Origin of the sequence: Streptosporangium saharense, assembly GCF_014203715.1 — a bacterium.
Taxonomy (GTDB): domain Bacteria; phylum Actinomycetota; class Actinomycetes; order Streptosporangiales; family Streptosporangiaceae; genus Streptosporangium; species Streptosporangium saharense.
Window position 1 is genome coordinate 558,108 of sequence record NZ_JACHJP010000002.1, and the last position, 14,774, is coordinate 572,881.

The 14,774-nt window shown below is 70.9% G+C and carries 14 protein-coding genes and 1 pseudogene; 5 read left to right on the forward strand and 10 right to left on the reverse strand.

The window, feature by feature from the left end:
- The first annotated feature begins 328 nt into the window (after positions 1-328).
- The 3 genes and pseudogenes from FHS44_RS11605 to FHS44_RS11615 all read left to right on the forward strand — a co-directional run.
- Positions 329-1,861, forward strand: coding sequence for a DUF4185 domain-containing protein (locus FHS44_RS11605; RefSeq protein WP_184713971.1), 1,533 nt, complete (start codon positions 329-331; stop codon positions 1,859-1,861).
- Between the two features lie 121 nt (positions 1,862-1,982).
- Complete coding sequence (locus FHS44_RS11610) at positions 1,983-2,342, forward strand: hypothetical protein (RefSeq protein WP_184713972.1); 360 nt, start codon at positions 1,983-1,985, stop codon at positions 2,340-2,342.
- Positions 2,343-2,567: 225 nt separating this feature from the next.
- A pseudogene (locus FHS44_RS11615) lies at positions 2,568-3,548 on the forward strand (RNA polymerase sigma factor); the annotation flags it as partial.
- 5 nt (positions 3,549-3,553) lie between these two features.
- On the opposite strand, the gene FHS44_RS11620 reads toward FHS44_RS11615, so the two are convergent.
- The 7 genes from FHS44_RS11620 to FHS44_RS11650 all read right to left on the reverse strand — a co-directional run bounded on the left by FHS44_RS11620 (position 3,554) and on the right by FHS44_RS11650 (position 11,058).
- Complete coding sequence (locus FHS44_RS11620; protein ID WP_184713974.1) at positions 3,554-4,795, reverse strand: cytochrome P450; 1,242 nt, start codon at positions 4,793-4,795, stop codon at positions 3,554-3,556.
- A 33-nt stretch (positions 4,796-4,828) separates the two neighbouring features.
- Positions 4,829-6,223 (reverse strand): NAD(P)/FAD-dependent oxidoreductase, encoded by a 1,395-nt coding sequence (locus FHS44_RS11625; protein ID WP_184713975.1) that lies wholly within the window; start codon positions 6,221-6,223, stop codon positions 4,829-4,831.
- On the reverse strand, positions 6,213-6,422 hold the full coding sequence (locus FHS44_RS41700; protein WP_184713976.1) for a ferredoxin: 210 nt from the start codon (positions 6,420-6,422) through the stop codon (positions 6,213-6,215). The genes FHS44_RS11625 and FHS44_RS41700 overlap by 11 nt, the downstream gene beginning before the upstream one ends.
- A 168-nt stretch (positions 6,423-6,590) precedes the next feature.
- Entirely contained in the window at positions 6,591-7,979 is a 1,389-nt protein-coding gene (locus tag FHS44_RS11635; protein ID WP_184713977.1) for an amino acid permease, read from the reverse strand.
- Positions 7,980-8,108: 129 nt separating this feature from the next.
- A complete protein-coding gene (locus FHS44_RS11640; protein WP_184713978.1) occupies positions 8,109-8,897 on the reverse strand; it encodes an enoyl-CoA hydratase/isomerase family protein in 789 nt (262 codons plus the stop codon).
- Positions 8,894-10,408 carry an AMP-binding protein gene (locus FHS44_RS11645; RefSeq protein ID WP_184713979.1) on the reverse strand — a complete coding sequence of 505 codons (1,515 nt, stop codon included), beginning with the start codon at positions 10,406-10,408 and terminating at the stop codon, positions 8,894-8,896. The genes FHS44_RS11640 and FHS44_RS11645 overlap by 4 nt, the downstream gene beginning before the upstream one ends.
- Positions 10,405-11,058, reverse strand: a complete 654-nt coding sequence (locus FHS44_RS11650) for a TetR/AcrR family transcriptional regulator (RefSeq protein WP_184713980.1) — start codon at positions 11,056-11,058, stop codon at positions 10,405-10,407. The genes FHS44_RS11645 and FHS44_RS11650 overlap by 4 nt, the downstream gene beginning before the upstream one ends.
- An 88-nt stretch (positions 11,059-11,146) precedes the next feature.
- Here FHS44_RS11650 and FHS44_RS11655 point away from each other — a divergent pair, with 88 nt between their 5' ends.
- Positions 11,147-11,371 (forward strand): response regulator transcription factor, encoded by a 225-nt coding sequence (locus FHS44_RS11655; RefSeq protein WP_184713981.1) that lies wholly within the window; start codon positions 11,147-11,149, stop codon positions 11,369-11,371.
- A 57-nt stretch (positions 11,372-11,428) separates the two neighbouring features.
- Here FHS44_RS11655 and FHS44_RS11660 read toward each other — a convergent pair whose 3' ends face one another.
- The 3 genes from FHS44_RS11660 to FHS44_RS11670 all read right to left on the reverse strand — a co-directional run bounded on the left by FHS44_RS11660 (position 11,429) and on the right by FHS44_RS11670 (position 13,457).
- Positions 11,429-12,043, reverse strand: a complete 615-nt coding sequence (locus FHS44_RS11660; protein WP_184713982.1) for a DUF4142 domain-containing protein — start codon at positions 12,041-12,043, stop codon at positions 11,429-11,431.
- Between the two features lie 96 nt (positions 12,044-12,139).
- The gene (locus FHS44_RS11665) at positions 12,140-13,117 is read right to left on the reverse strand and encodes a cation diffusion facilitator family transporter (protein ID WP_184713983.1); all 978 of its coding nucleotides are present in this window, start codon (positions 13,115-13,117) and stop codon (positions 12,140-12,142) included.
- On the reverse strand, positions 13,110-13,457 hold the full coding sequence (locus FHS44_RS11670) for an ArsR/SmtB family transcription factor (protein ID WP_184713984.1): 348 nt from the start codon (positions 13,455-13,457) through the stop codon (positions 13,110-13,112). The genes FHS44_RS11665 and FHS44_RS11670 overlap by 8 nt, the downstream gene beginning before the upstream one ends.
- 398 nt (positions 13,458-13,855) lie before the next feature.
- Here FHS44_RS11670 and FHS44_RS11675 point away from each other — a divergent pair, with 398 nt between their 5' ends.
- Complete coding sequence (locus FHS44_RS11675; RefSeq protein ID WP_184713985.1) at positions 13,856-14,689, forward strand: protein phosphatase 2C domain-containing protein; 834 nt, start codon at positions 13,856-13,858, stop codon at positions 14,687-14,689.
- Positions 14,690-14,774: the final 85 nt, after the last annotated feature.

Here is a 14,774-nt window from a genome sequence, read left to right on the forward strand (position 1 = left end):
GGGAGACAACGGCCCGAGCCCCCCGCCGGGCTCTTCGACATTGGAACTCGCCCGGCGATTGTTGCACACGCCCCAACGGGCCGAAAGCCGATTTATCCACCCCTCAAATCAGACATGACAAACGGTAAACAAGCTGTCACAACACGTGTCAGGATCGGGGCGGCCAGCCGTACCCCATTGTTTTCCATTGTTTTCTGTTCACCGTCCCGTCACCGACGGAGAACAACAGCCGTGGGTTACAGCTTGAGCCGCCAACGCCGCGTGGCGGGTGTTCCCCGTCGTTTTCCACCGGCATTCCAGGAAGCGGACGAAGAAAGAGGCGAAACCCATGGACCCGTTGAGAGGACTCCCCGTCGTGGCCGCCCTGTGCGCGCTCACCGCCCTCCTGCCCGCCGCGGGCACGGCGCAGGCCGAGACGTCGTACTCGGTGGCGCGGCCGGTCGCGCTGGTGGCCGGGCAGGGCGACGGCGATATCAACCAGACGAAGACCAGGTTCGGCGTGCACGCCACCGACCTCGGTGTGATGTGGCGCGACAGCAGGGGCAGGGTGGCGGTCGCGTTCGGCGACACCTACGGCGAGGGCTGGTCGGGTGACGGCGCCGGGCCCGAGAGCGCCGACTGGCGGTTCAACACGCTGGGCCACTCCGACGACACCGACCTCACCGACGGCATGCGCGTCGACTCGATGGTCACCGACAGACCGGGGCACGCGCGGCAGATCCTGCCCGGAGACCCCACGGTGAACGAGGTGACCGTCATTCCCACGGCCGCGGTGAGCGTCGGCACGCGCGACTACATCCACTACATGTCGGTGCGGAGCTGGGGCCAGGCGGGCACCTGGACGACCAACTACTCGGGCCTCGCCTTCTCCGACGACGGCGGGCAGACCTGGACGAAGTCCCCCGTCGCGCGATGGGCCAACCAGGCCGGGGGCGACCGCTTCCAGATGGCCGCCATGGTCAGGCAGGGTGACCTCGTCTACGTCTTCGGCACCCCCAGCGGCAGGTACGGCGACGCCTACCTGGCGCGGGTGCCCGGCTCACGGCTGCTCGAACCGTCCGCCTACGAGTACTGGACGGCCACCGGCTGGCAGGCGGGAGCGGCGGGCCGTACCGTCCCCGTCGTCGCGGGACCGGTGGCGGAGCTGTCAGTGCTGTACAGCTCCCACCTGCGCCGCTGGGTCGCCCTCCACCTCGACGAGCCCAGGACCGCGATCGTGATGCGGACCGCGCCGAGCCCGGCGGGACCGTGGACGGGCGGCCAGGTGGTCGCGCACTCGGCCGACCACCCCGGCCTCTACGGCGGGTTCCTCCACCCTGGCGGCGCAGACGGGCCCGACCTCTACTTCGCGATGTCGCGCTGGTCGCCCTACCACGTGCGGCTGATGCGGCTGCGCCTGGCCGACCTGCCGGTCAACCCCAACCTCGTCCAGGACGGGGGGTTCGAGGACCGTCCCTCGGGGTCCGGGCCCGCGCCGTGGGTCGTCAACGGCAGGGGCGGCGTCGACTACGCCAGGGGCAACGCTCGTTCGGGGGCGAACAACGGGTGGGTCGGCAACACCTCAGGCTGGAACGACCTGCACCAGAAGGTCGCCCTCACCCCGGGCAGGCGCTACCGGCTCAGCGGCTGGGCGCGCAGCTCCGGCACCACGAGCGAGGGCTACTTCGGGGTGCGCGGAGCCTCGGGGCAGGGAGTCGTCGCCGAGCGGAAGTTCGGCTCGCTGCCGGTCCACACCCGGCTGAGCGTCGACTTCACCGCCGGTGACGCCGGGGAGTTCGAGGTCTTCCTCGGCGGCTGGGCGGTGAACAACCAGGACTTCTGGATCCAGGCGGACGACATCTCCCTGGAGGAGCTGCCCTGACGCCGGGGCGTTGTCCATCGCTCGTTGTTCACCTCCGCGCCCCCGACACGGGACAACGCCTCCCCTCGTACAACGGATCCGTCACCGGCGAGACGCCACCACGAGAGAAAGAGCCTCGACCATGAACCTGCGCAAGACCCTGCTGTCCCTGTCCGCCCTGGCCGCCCTGGTCCCCGCGGTCGCCCTCGGTGCCCCCGCCCAGGCGGAGACCGCGTTGAGCGGCACCGTCTGCGACCGGCAGGTCTGTGTCGGCTACGACGGCGACAAGAACGGGTTCTTCGCCAGCACCACCGGCATCTCCTTCTACGGCCATGTGGACCTGTGGGGCCCCGGCCTCTCCTTCCGCCACAGCCCCGACATGCAGAACCCGTCGACCTCGGCCAACGGCATCGGCTCCGGGTGGCTGTGCGCCCACGGCTGGAAGCACGAGAACGGCAACTTCGTCGACATGGGCTTCCCCTGCGTCGAGGTGCCGTCCTGACCCTGTCCCTCTGGTCACCGGCGTCCCTTCCGCCCCGTCCGTGAGCCGCACGGGCCGGGGCGGTCCCACCGTACGAGAGCCGTATGAGATCGTGGGCGGCGCGGTCACCCACCGCCGCGCCGTCCCCGGTGGCCACAGCACTCCCGTGCAGGACGTACGTTGAAATGCACAGGTGTTTGCCCCGCCGGCTCCATGAAGGATGTGATCGCCGTGACGGCCTCCGCTGAGGAAAACGTGCTGATCTTGGCCGACGACGATGACGAGATGCCCGACGCCCTGGTCACGGTGGCGGGTGCGAGCGCGGATCCGGTCAAGGACTACCTACGGCAGATCGGCAAGGTTCCCCTGCTCAACGCCGAGCAGGAGGTCGAGCTGGCCAAGCGCATCGAGGCGGGTCTGTTCGCCGAGGAGCAGCTCGAGGTCGAGGGCGACCGGCTCCCGGTCGACGTGCGCGCCGAGCTGGAGTGGATCGCCGAGGACGGCCGCCGCGCCAAGGACCATCTTCTTGAGGCCAACCTGCGTCTGGTGGTCTCGCTGGCCAAGCGCTACACCGGCAGGGGCATGCTCTTCCTGGACCTGATCCAGGAGGGCAATCTGGGGCTGATCCGCGCGGTGGAGAAGTTCGACTACACCAAGGGGTTCAAGTTCTCCACCTACGCCACCTGGTGGATCAAGCAGGCGATCACCCGCGCGATGGCCGACCAGGCGCGGACGATCCGCATCCCGGTCCACATGGTCGAGGTGATCAACAAGCTGGCCCGGGTGCACCGGCAGATGCTGTCCGACCTGGGCCGTGAGCCGACCTCCGAGGAGCTGGCCCGCGAGCTGGAGATGACGCCGGAGAAGGTCGTCGAGGTCCAGCGCTACGGCCGTGAGCCGATCTCCCTGCACAGCCCGCTCGGCACCGAGGGCGACAGCGAGTTCGGCGACCTCATCGAGGACTCCGAGGCGATCACCCCCGACGAGGCTGTGGCGTTCGGGCTGCTCCAGGAGCAGCTGCACGCCGTTCTGGACACGCTGTCCGAACGTGAGGCCGGGGTGATGGCGCTGCGGTTCGGGCTGACGGACGGCCAGCCGAAGACGCTGGACGAGATCGGCAAGGTCTACGGGGTCACCCGGGAGCGCATCCGCCAGATCGAGTCCAAGACCATGTCCAAGCTGCGTCACCCGTCCAGGTCCCAGGCGCTGCGCGACTACCTGAGCTGACGGCGCTAGCCCACGACGCCGTCGAAGGCGATCTTCAGGTGGCGTGGGCCGCGCAGCACCGGGTTGCGCCGGTAGGGCGGCGGGTCCTCGGCGAGCCCGGGGTCGCCGAGCCTGCGGGCGAGCTGGGTCAGCGCGATCTGCGCCTCCAGGCGGGCCAGCGGCGCCCCGAAGCAGTAGTGGACGCCGCTGCCGAACCCGAAGTGCTGGTTGTCCACGCGCTCCGGGTCGAACCTGTCGGGGTCCTCGAACCGCCGGGGGTCGCGGTTGCCCGAGGCCAGTACGAGCCAGATCGGCGCCCCCTTCGGGATGACGGTCCCGGCGATGTCGATGTCGGTCAGGGCGGTGCGCTGGGGCAGGAACTGCACCGGCGGCTCGAAGCGCAGCAGCTCCTCCACGAGCGGTACGGCCAGCTCGGGCTCCTTCCTGAGCCTGGCCAGGGTCTCCGGGTTGCGCAGCAGTGTGAGCATCCCGTTGGTGATGAGGTTGACGGTGGTCTCGTGACCCGCGATGAACAGCAGGACGGCCGTGGTGATCATCTCGATCGGCGTCAGGCGCTCCCTCGGGTCCTGCTCGGTCACCATGGCCGACAGCAGGTCGTCCCTGGGTGTACGGCGGTGCTCCTCGGCGAGCCCGGCGAGATAGCGGCCCAGCTCGGCCCTGGCCCGCTGGGCGGCCTGCTGCCGCTGCGCGGGGTCCTCCGACGAGCTGGGGTCGATGCCCGCGACGATCTGCTCGGCCCAGACGTGGAAACGCGCCTCGTCCTCGTGGGGCACGCCGAGGAGCCTGCAGATCACCATCACGGGAAAGGGGTAGGCGAAGTCGTCGACCAGATCGACCTCCCGCCTGTCCCGCAGGCCGTCGATCAGACCGGTGACCATCCGGTCGAGCTCCCCGCGCAGGTCGTGGATCCGTCTGGGGGTGTGCGGCGGCCCGAACGGCCGCATCGCCAGCCGCCGCAACCTGTCGTGCTCGGGCGGGTCGAGCCTGATGAAGCTGGGCGGCAGGCCCGTGTCCTCCTCCTCGGAGTCGGCCAGCAGGGTGCCGCCCATCCCGGGCAGGCGGTTGCGGGTGTCGGAGCTGATCCTCGGGTCGTGCAGCAGGCTGAGGATCTCCCAGTAGGTGCTGACCGCGTAGACCCCGTCGTCCTGCCGTGAGACCGGCGTCCTGCGGAGCTCGGCGTACAGCGGGTAGGGGTCGGCGCGGTTGGCGTAGTCGGTGATCTGCTTCAGCAGGGTGCCCTGCGTCATGGCTGCGTCCTCACGGTCCTGTGGCGTCGGCGGTCAGGCTCTGGCCGGGGTGAACTGGAGCCTGCGCTCGCTGGGCGAGTAGCCGCTCAGCGTCACGGTCGGGCCGTGGCTCGGCAGGGAGGGGTCGGGGAAGTCGGCGGGGACGGGCCGCGTGCCCCCGGCCCGCCTGTCCACGTTGGGGAAGTCGGGCGGGAACGGCGCCGCCGACTCGATCAGCCTGCGGTAGAAGTCGATCCACCTGGCCTGGTCGAAGGCGACCGCGGCGATGACGCGCCCCTGGAAGCCGTACGTCACGACGAAGCGGTCCTCCTCAAGGGCGCCCTGCGTGACGACGATCTCCTCGCCCATGGGCGGGACGCCGATGGACTTGATGTTGATCCCGAACTGGGCCGACCAGAAGGCCGGGACCCACAGGTGCGGGCGGCGGGCGAGCCCGGAGCTGATCATGTTGTGGGCGGCGATCTCGGCCTGCTCGACCGCGTTTCCCCAGTGTTCGAGCGAGAGGAACTGGTAGCCGAAGAGCGGGTGCGGGGACCTGGCGACGTCCCCGGCGACGAAGACGTCGTCGGTGACGATGCCGTGGACGTCGAAGGCGCGGCATCCCGCGTCGCAGGCGACGCCCCTCGGTCCCGCGGCGAGTCCCGATCCGGCGAGCCACTCGGTGTTGCGGACCGCGCCGAGCCCGACCACCGCCACCTCTGCGTCGAGCGTGCTCCCGTCGGACAGGTGGGCGCGCCTGAGCCGTCCCGCCGCGTCCCCTTCGAGGGAGGTCACCGTGACGCCGCAGCGCAGGTCGACGCCGTGCGCGCGCTGCAAGCGGGCCGCGACCGCGCCGACGACGCCGCCGAGCGCCCCGACCAGGGGGGCGGGGCCGCGCTCGACGACCGTGACCTCAAGGCCCCTCTCCCGGCAGGCGGAGGCGATCTCGGAGCCGGTGAACCCGGCGCCGACGACGAGCACCCTGCGAGGCCCCGCCGCCAGGCGCCGGTTGAGCCAGGCCGCGTCGTCGGCGGTCCGCAGGACGAACACCCCGTCGAGGGCGGCCTCGGCCTCCCTGAACCACGGCCTGGCGCGGGCTCCGGTCGCGATGAGCAGGCGGTCGTACTCGATCTCGTCGCCGTCGGCGAGGCTGACCCGCCGTTCCGCCAGGTTGAGCCCTGTCGCGGCGACGCCGAGCCGCCAGCGGACGTCGAGCCCGTGGCGGCGCGGCAGCGTGGTCGCGTCCGCCGCCGTCCTGCCCAGCAGGACCTGCTTCGACAGGGGCGGCCTGTCGTACGGCTCGCGCGCCTCGTCGCCGACCACGGTCAGCGAGCCGGTGAAGCCCCCGGCACGCAGCGCCTCGGCCCCGCGCAGCCCCGCGAGGGAGGCTCCGACGACGACCACCCGGCCCCGCCGCCTGAAGTCCCGCAGGGCCGTCTCAGCGGACATCGCTCAGCACTTCCCCTTCGACGGTGATGGCCTGCACCGGGCAGGCCGCCGCGGCCCGCAGGACCTGCTCGCTTCGCTCCTCGCCGGGGCCCGGGTCGTACATCAGGGCCTCCTGGCCGTGCATGACGAAGACGTCGGGCGCCAGGAAGGCACACTGGGCGTAGCCCTCGCAACGGTTGAGATCGACGACAATCCTCACGGGTCCCCCAGGCCATCGGTGATGCCAGCCTAGGCCGATGACCTGGGAGAACAACGGGGACGATTACCGTGTTGCGACCCTTTTGCGGGACCTTTGCCGCTTCCCGTGGGGATGGTGGGGCTTCCTCCGGATCACCGTCCGCAGCCGGGGCTCTGCCGGGCGGACGCATCAGGAGACCTCCAGGGGATCGGTGACCGGCGGGACCGTACGGCCACGCCTGGCCCTGACCGCGTACGCCAGCAGCGTCACGGCCAGGACGGCGACGAGGCCGAGCACGACGGGCCCGACGCCGGGAGAGAGGGAGACGGCGATCAGGGCCGCGCCGAGCAGGACGAGCACCGTCCAGCTCAGCCAGGGGTGGCCCCACATGCGCACCTGCAGCGTCTCCGGGTCGGTGCGGGCGCGCAGCCGTAGCTGGCTCACCGCGATGAACAGGTACATGACCAGCGTGAGCAGGCCGGAGGCGTTCAGCAGGAAGGCGAAGATCTCGTCGGGACTGACCAGGCCCGCGACGGCCACGACCACCAGCGCGAGGCAGCTTCCCGTCACGATCGCGGGGGCGGGCACCCCGGAGGGACGCACCCCGGCCAGTACGCGTGGCGCGTCCCCACGCTCGGCCAGGGACATCAGCATTCTCGATGAGCCGTAGATCCCGGCGTTCAGGATCGACAGCACCGCGACCAGGACGACCGCGGTCATCAGTTCGCCCGCACCGGGGATGCCGAAGGTCTCGATGGCGGTGGCGAAGGGGCTGGCCTGCCCGTCGGCGGGGACCCGGTTCCACGGCACGACCGCGACGATCAGCAGGACCGAGCCGACGTAGAAGACCAGCACGCGCCACACGACCCTGACGGTCGCCCGCGCGACCTCCCTGGCGGGCGCGGCGGACTCCGCGGCGGCGATCGTGACGATCTCCGCGCCGAAGTAGGAGAAGACCACAGTCACCAGCGCGGCCAGCACCGCCGCCCAGCCGTTGGGGGCGAACCCGCCGTGCGCGGTCAGCGCGGCCAGGCCCGTCCCGCCGCGCGGCCACAGCCCGGTGAGGTACAGCGCGCCGACGGCCAGGAAGGCGACGACGACGATGACCTTGACCGAGGCCAGCCAGAACTCGGTCTCACCGAACACCCGCACCGAGACCAGGTTCGCCACGGTGAGGACGGCCAGCAGGGCGGGCGCGACCAACCACACCGGCAGGCCGGGGACGATGCCCTCGACCAGCCTGGCACCCGCGACGGACTCGAAGGCGATCACGGCGACCGCGAAGTACCAGTAACTCCAGCCGATGAGGAAGCCCGCCCAGCGGCCCATGGCCAGCTCCGCGTAGCGGGAGAAGGATCCGGTGGTCGGGTGCGCCGCGGCCATCTCGCCGAGCATCCGCATCACCAGGACGACGATCACGCCGCCCACGGCGTAGGCGACGACCGAGGCGGGACCCGCCATGGCGATCACCGAGCCGCTGCTCACGAACAGTCCGGCGCCGATGACGCCGCCTATGCCGATCATTGTCATGTGCCGCCGCCGCAGTCCGCGGCGGAGTGCCGTCTCGCCTTGCGCCATCGAGGCTCCTTGTTCTCCTGGCCCCCAAGCGGGTTCTTCTGGCGTCATGGGTCCGGGCGCGCGGTCACGCCGGGGCCGCCCGCCGCCACGGTCGGCGGACGGGCGAGGTGTGAGGGGAAGAGGGACCGTTCAGGCGCCGTGGAACTCGGCGCCGCGTCCTTCGCCGAAGGCGTGCAGGCCCTCGGCGAGGTCGGTGCTGCGCAGGCAGGCGAGGGAGCCCTCGACCTCAAGGGCGAGCACGTCCTCCAGGTCGAGTTCCCACGTTCTGCGCAGGTGCCGTCTGATCAGGCCGACCGGCAGGGGGGCGGCGGAGCCGATGGTCTCGGCCAGTGCGACGGCGACGGTGAGCAGGTCCTCGCCGGGCACGACCCGGCTGACCAGGCCCGCGGTGAGCGCCTCGGCGGCGCCGATCCGCTCCCCCGACAGCAGCAGGTCGACCGCCCTGCCATGCCCGACCAGGCGGGGCAGGAAGTACAGCACGCCGTTGGTCGGGTAGAGGCCGCGGCGCACCTCCATGAAGGCGAACTCGGCCCCGTCCGCCGCGATCCGCAGGTCGCTGGCTATCGCCAACTCCGCGCCGACGCCGACCGCGATCCCGTTCACCGCGGAGATGACGGTCTTGGGGAAGGCGACCAGGCGCCTGGTGACGTCCTGGAAGGCCTCGACGGTCGCGGCCAGGTCCTGCGGTGCCGTACGGCTCAGGCGTTCTCGTGTCTCGGTGAGGTCGACACCGGCGGAGAAGGCGCGTCCGCGCCCGGTCAGGACGACCGCGCGCACCGCCGCGTCCCGCTCCGCCTCGTCCAGGGCCGCGCCGAGCTGGGCGAACGTGCGGTCCCTGAAGGCGTTGAGCACCTCGGGGCGGTCGAAGGTGACCACCAGGGCCGTGCCGTGACGGGTGACGGCGAGGTCGGCGCTCACACGGTCTCCCCGAGCGCGTCGTACTCGTTGTCCCTGCCGGAGGGCAGCAGGTGTTTGGCGATCCGTTCCGAAGGGGTCATGGGGAACTCCTCGACGTACTCCACGAAACGCGGCACCTTGAACCCGGCCAGGCGGTCACGGACGAACTCCACCAGTTCCTCCGGCGGCACGGGGACGGCGACCTGGACGAAGGCCTTGACCTCCTCGCCCCGCAGCTCGTCCGGGACCGCGACGACCGCCGCGGCGCGCACGGCGGGGTGCCGGGTGAGGACGGCCTCGACCTCGGCCGCCGCGACGTTCTCGCCGCCACGGCGGATCATGTCCTTGCGCCTGCCGACGAGGTGGATGTAGCCGCGCTCGTCCCTGCGGCCCAGGTCGCCGGTGTGGAGCCTGCCGTCGCGGATGCGCTCCGCGGTGGCCTCGGGGTCGTTCCAGTAGCCGAGCATCATGGGGCTGCCGGTGACGACGATCTCGCCGTCCACGATCTCGACCTGTTTGCCGGGTACGGGCACCCCGGCGGCCCCGCTGCCGACGCAGGCGTCGTCACCGGCCGGGACCGCCAGGTCGACGCCGGTCTCGGTCATGCCGTACGCCTCCCGCCAGGGCGCGCCCCAGCGCCGCTCGAAGGCGGCGTGCAGGTCGGCGACGATACCCGAGCACAGCACGAGCCTGACCCGGTGGTCGCGGTCGAGCGGGTCCTCGGGCTGCCGGTACAGGTAGACCGGCATGGTGCCGAGCAGGTAGAAGCACGTGGCGCCCTCCTCGCGTACGGAGCGCCAGAACGTCGAGGCGGAGAACCTGGGCAGGATCACCAGGGGGATGCCCGTCATCAGGCACATCACGGTGTTCCACTGCGGGTCCATGTAGGAGAAGGGCTGGGTGGTCAGGTCCACGTCGTCCTCGCCGACGCCGAAGATGCCCGCCGCCAGCTCCGCCAGGCGCAGCCAGTATCCGTGGGTGAGCATGCATCCCTTGGGGAAACCCGTCGTCCCCGAGGTGTACTGCAGGTTCACCAGGTCGTCCGGGCCGACCTCCGGCAGGTCGAGGTACGGCGGGGCGGCGTCGGCCTCCGCGCCCGCGTCGAAGGCGCCGGGGACCGGCTGCCCGAAGGGTCCCGCGTCGGCCGGGTCCAGCAGCCCGACCTGTCCGACCGGGGTGGTGAGCAGCGCCCGCGCGGCCTGTGCCGTACCGGCCAGGGCGAGCACCGCGCCCGAGTCGCCGACCACGTGGGCGAGGTCGTCACTGCGGTAGGCGGCATTGACCGGGACCGTGACCGCGCCGAGCTTGGCCACCGCCAGCCAGGCGACGGGGAAGCCGACGCCGTTGGGCAGCATGACGGCCACCCGGTCGCCGCGGCGCACCCCGTGGGCCCGCAGTACGGCCGCCAGCCGGTTCGTCCGCTCCTCCACCTGGGCGATGGTGGTGGTGGCCCCGGCGAAGCGGAACAGCGGCCTGTCCCCGGCGGTCGCGGCCCGCTGCCTGAGCAGGTGACCGAGGCTGGCGGCGCTCATCGGCCGTCCCCGGCCACGCGGGTGGCCAGGTCGAACATGACGGTCAGCTCGGCCGCGCACTCGGCGAGGTCCACGGCCGCCTCGTCGAAGACCCACTGGAGCATGACGCCGTCGATGGCGCCCTGGATGGTCGAGGCGAGCGTGCGGGGGGTGAAGTCCCTGAAGTCCCCGTCCTGCTGTCCTCTGCGCAGGATCGCCTCGATGTGCCTGCGGCAGGGGTCGTAGGCGGTGGCGTTGAAGGCGCGTTTCGCCTCGGGGGTGCCGAAGCTTCCCCAGATGTCGACCATGGCGACGAAGTTCTCGCGGTGGTCGGCCATGAACGCGAAGCTCGCCTCGATGTAGGCGCGGAGCCTGTCCGGGCCGCCGGTCTCCTGTTCGACCCTGGACCTGATGAACCGGTTCGACTCGGCCAGCAGGGAGACGATGACCTCCTCGATCAGCTCGTCCCTGCCGTCGAAGTGGTAGGAGATCACGCTCTTGCTGATGCCGACCTCGTCGGCGATCCGGGCCAGCGACGCCTGGGCGAGTCCCGCGCTGGCGATCGTCGTGATCGCGCCGCCCACGATCTGACGCCTGCGCGTCTCCTCGATGAACGTGGACTTCTTCCTGCCCGAGGTTCTCCGGCCATCTGGCGTAATTTTCGACCGCATGGCCTACATTTAGGCCGTACGGCCGCAAACCCGCAAGGGGCCTGCGCGAACTCTCCGGTTTTCCCTACCCCGAGGAAGTCGGTGTGCCATGGATGACCTTCCCCAGCTCCGCCCCCGTGAGAGGGAGGTGCTGGCGCTGATGGCGCAGGGTTGCTCGAACGCCGAGGTCGCGGCGCGGTTGCACCTGTCGGCCGCCGCCGTCGAGAAGCACGTCTCCGGCGTGTTCACCAAGCTGGGCCTGCCGCCGGGCACGAGCGGGAACCGCCGTGTCCTGGCGGTCCTGCGCTATCTGGGCCACTCCGGGCACCCCTGACCCGGCCGGGACCGGGCCGTGGGGCGCCTGCCGTACCGTGTGTCGGCGGTCGGCGGGTCAGCGGGTCGGTGAGACGGTCGGGGTGCCGTGCGGCATGGGGGATCCACCGCCACCGCCGCCGTTGCCGCCACCTCCGCCACCGTCGCTGCCGCCGCCACCGCCGTTGCCACGGGCCTGCTGGAGCATCTGCAGATGGCCCTGCACGACGGGCTTGGCCTCGGAGGCGACCTTCTTGATCGCGGCGGAGGAGCCGTCCTGCAGCTCGGTGTTGATGACGGCGATGGTCTGGCGGTGCCCGGCGATCTGGGCCCCGATCCAGGCCTTGTCGAAGGCGGTGCCGCTCAGCTTCGACAGTCTGTCGAGCGTGGCGCGCTGCTTGGGAGCGGGCTGCTCGGGAAGCGTGACACCCGCCTGCTGCGCCGCCTTCTTGACGGCCGCGTCCAGCTTGAGGTGGTCGGTGACCAGCTTCTTGGCGATGGTCTTCACCGTCTGGTCGCTCGACTTCTTCTCGGCGAGCCTGCCCGACTCGATCTCGGCCAGGTTCGACCGGTGGGCCTGGGCCAGGAACGTCTTGTCCTGTTCGTTGAGGCTGGGCTGGGCGAGAACGCCGGTGGCACCGCCACCGAGTACGACCGCCACGGTGGCCAGCAGAACGATGATTCTTCTCATCATTGAAACCCCCGCGGATCACTCCTTAGGAATATTTATCACCTCATCCCCATATGCACTGATATTCACCTAAATATCAGCATTCATCAGCAAATGAAGTCAAAAGTTCTGTGTGTGCACCCCGCCCAGGTGCGTGGGGCCGTGCGGATCGGCGCAGTGCGCCTCCCGGGGCTCACCGATGGTCAGCAGCCCCGGGGTCACGTGGTCCACCTGCATCGTGGTGTGCTCGATGCCGTACTCGTCGTGGACCAACCGCTCGGCGGCGGCCCGTACGGCGTGGCAGTCGGCCCCCTCCTCGACCAGGATGTGCGCCGACAGCGCCGCGTAGCCCGAGGTGACCTCCCAGATGTGCAGGTCGTGGACCTCGACGACGTGGTCGAGCGCGGCGGTCCTCCTGCCGATCTCGGCCGGGTTCATCCCCACGGGGGCGGCCTCCATGAAGACCCTGCCCGCGTCCCTGACCAGGCCCCAGCCCGCCTTGAGCATCAGCCCCGCGACCACGAGGGCGGCGACGGCGTCGGCCCTGCCCCAGCCGGTCAGCCAGACGACGGCCCCGGCGACGGTGGTCGCGATGAAGGCGTACAGGTCGTTGAGGATGTGCTGGAAGGCCCCCTCGACGTTGAGGCTCGACCGGTTGGCCCTGCTGAGCAGCCAGGTCGCCACGAGGTTGACCACGATCCCGGCCAGGCCCGTCAGCACGACGTACAGCCCCTCGACGTCCGGTGGCTCGATCAGCCGCCGGACGCCCTCGTAGAGGAAGTAGACGCTGAGCAGCAGCAGCGTGATGCCGTTGATCTGCGCCGAGACGATCTCCGCGCGCTTGAGGCCGTAGGTGAAACCTCCCTGCGGAGGGCGCGCCGCGATCCGCATCGCGACCAGGGCGAAGACGATCGCGATGGCGTCGGTCAACATGTGCCCGGCGTCGGAGACCAGCGCCAGGGAGCGGGCCGCGATGCCGATGACCACCTCGACGGCCATGAAGCCCGTGATCAGCACGAGCGCGCCGGTCAGGTAGCGCCGGTCGGCCCCCGCCCCGACCCCGTGGCCGTGCCCATGACCGTGGCCGTGCTCAGACATCGCCGTGCCCGATGTGGGTGACGGCCAGGTCGAGGAGCATCCGGACGTGTGAGTCGGCGAGGCTGTAGTGGGCAGTCCGCCCCGCCCTGCGGACCTTCACCACCCGGTGCGCGCGCAGCAGCCTGAGCGCGTGGGAGGCGGCCGAGACGCTCTGGCCCGCCGACGCGGCGAGGTCGCACACGCACATCTCGTCGCACTCGCGCAGCGCCGCCATCAGCCGCAGCCGCCCCGGGTCGGCCAGCAGCCCGAAGACCCTGGCCAGCTCCCGCACCTCCTCCTCGGAGGGCCTGCCGGGAAGCTCGCCCCGGTCCGCGACCACAACACTTGAACGGTTACTCATATGTTCAACCTAACATGTGTCTGGCGTGCCCCTCGCCGCCGACCCCCCACCGCGAGCCGCGAGCCGTACGGCTGGCGCTCCTGCTATGTCACGGTAATGACTATTTTTGGGACGGCAGTAAACCCTCGCATCCCCCACCACGTCGGTTTGACATGCGCACCACATACCGAAATATCCAGGCAAATTCCCGAAATCAAATGATTTGCCGGGATTACGGTTAATTTTCGGTATTCACGGCCGGGACCGAGAGGACGCCGGTCCTTCGTGACGGAGCCCACGCACGGGCCGCCCGCCCCGACCGGCACGCGATCGGCCGTCCCGACCAGACCAGACCGGAGGGTTCCCCCTCCCCTGCCCGCGGACGCGGTCTGACATCGGATCGAAGAGAAAGCACAGATGTGAAGCGACTCCAGGCGAAGCCACGATTCATCCCCGCGGGCAGGGTCCTCGACCCGCTCGTCATCGGCGGACGGCCGATGGCGCGTCCCGTCACCGGGGCGGTCCCCGACGCGGTCGGCAAACGGCCCGACAGCGAGCTCGACGGCGCCGACCTGCCCGAGCTGGCCGTCAGGGCGGCCTCCGTCAGGGGCGAGGCCAACCGCCGCGACGGGGCTCCCCGCAGGGACGCGATGGGACTGTGGCAGATCGACGGCTCCCGGCTGCTCGCGTGCGCCGCCGGAGGACTCGCGGAAGGGGAGCTGTCCCACGTCGGCGCGGCCGAGGCCTGCGCCTCCGCCCGCCGCAACCTGCTCGGCCTCCTCCGGCACGCCGAGGACGGCGCCCCCGCGGAGGACTTCTTCGCCGATATCGCCCGTGATCTCACCGAGCGGGCCGAGCGGACCGGGGTCCCCGCCGACGCCCTGCGCGCCACCCTCCTGGCCGCGATCATCGACACCGCCGAGCACCGCGTCCACGTGGCCAGGGTGGGCGACGGCATGGCGGCTCTCCTGCGCGAGGGCTCCTGGACGCCCTTCCTGCCCGGCGGGAACGGCGCGCTGCCCGGGGACGGCGGGGTCAAGACCGCGATGGCCGACCTCCTGCGGGGCGACACCCTGCTGCTGTGCACCGGTGGCCTGGCCAGGGCGATGGGCGACGAGGAGGTCAGCGAACAGGTCTCCGCCTGGTGGTCCCAGCCGTCCGTGCCGTCCCTCCCCGAGTTCTTCTGGCAACTCAGCTTCAGGGACGAGTCCCACGCCGACGACCACACCGCCATCTGCGCCTGGAGACGCTGACCACCTCCCCCGGTGGCCCCGGCGAACCGGGGCCACCGGCGTGACCAAGCTTTTGGGGGGCAACCGGAAATACCCTCCGGTTCGG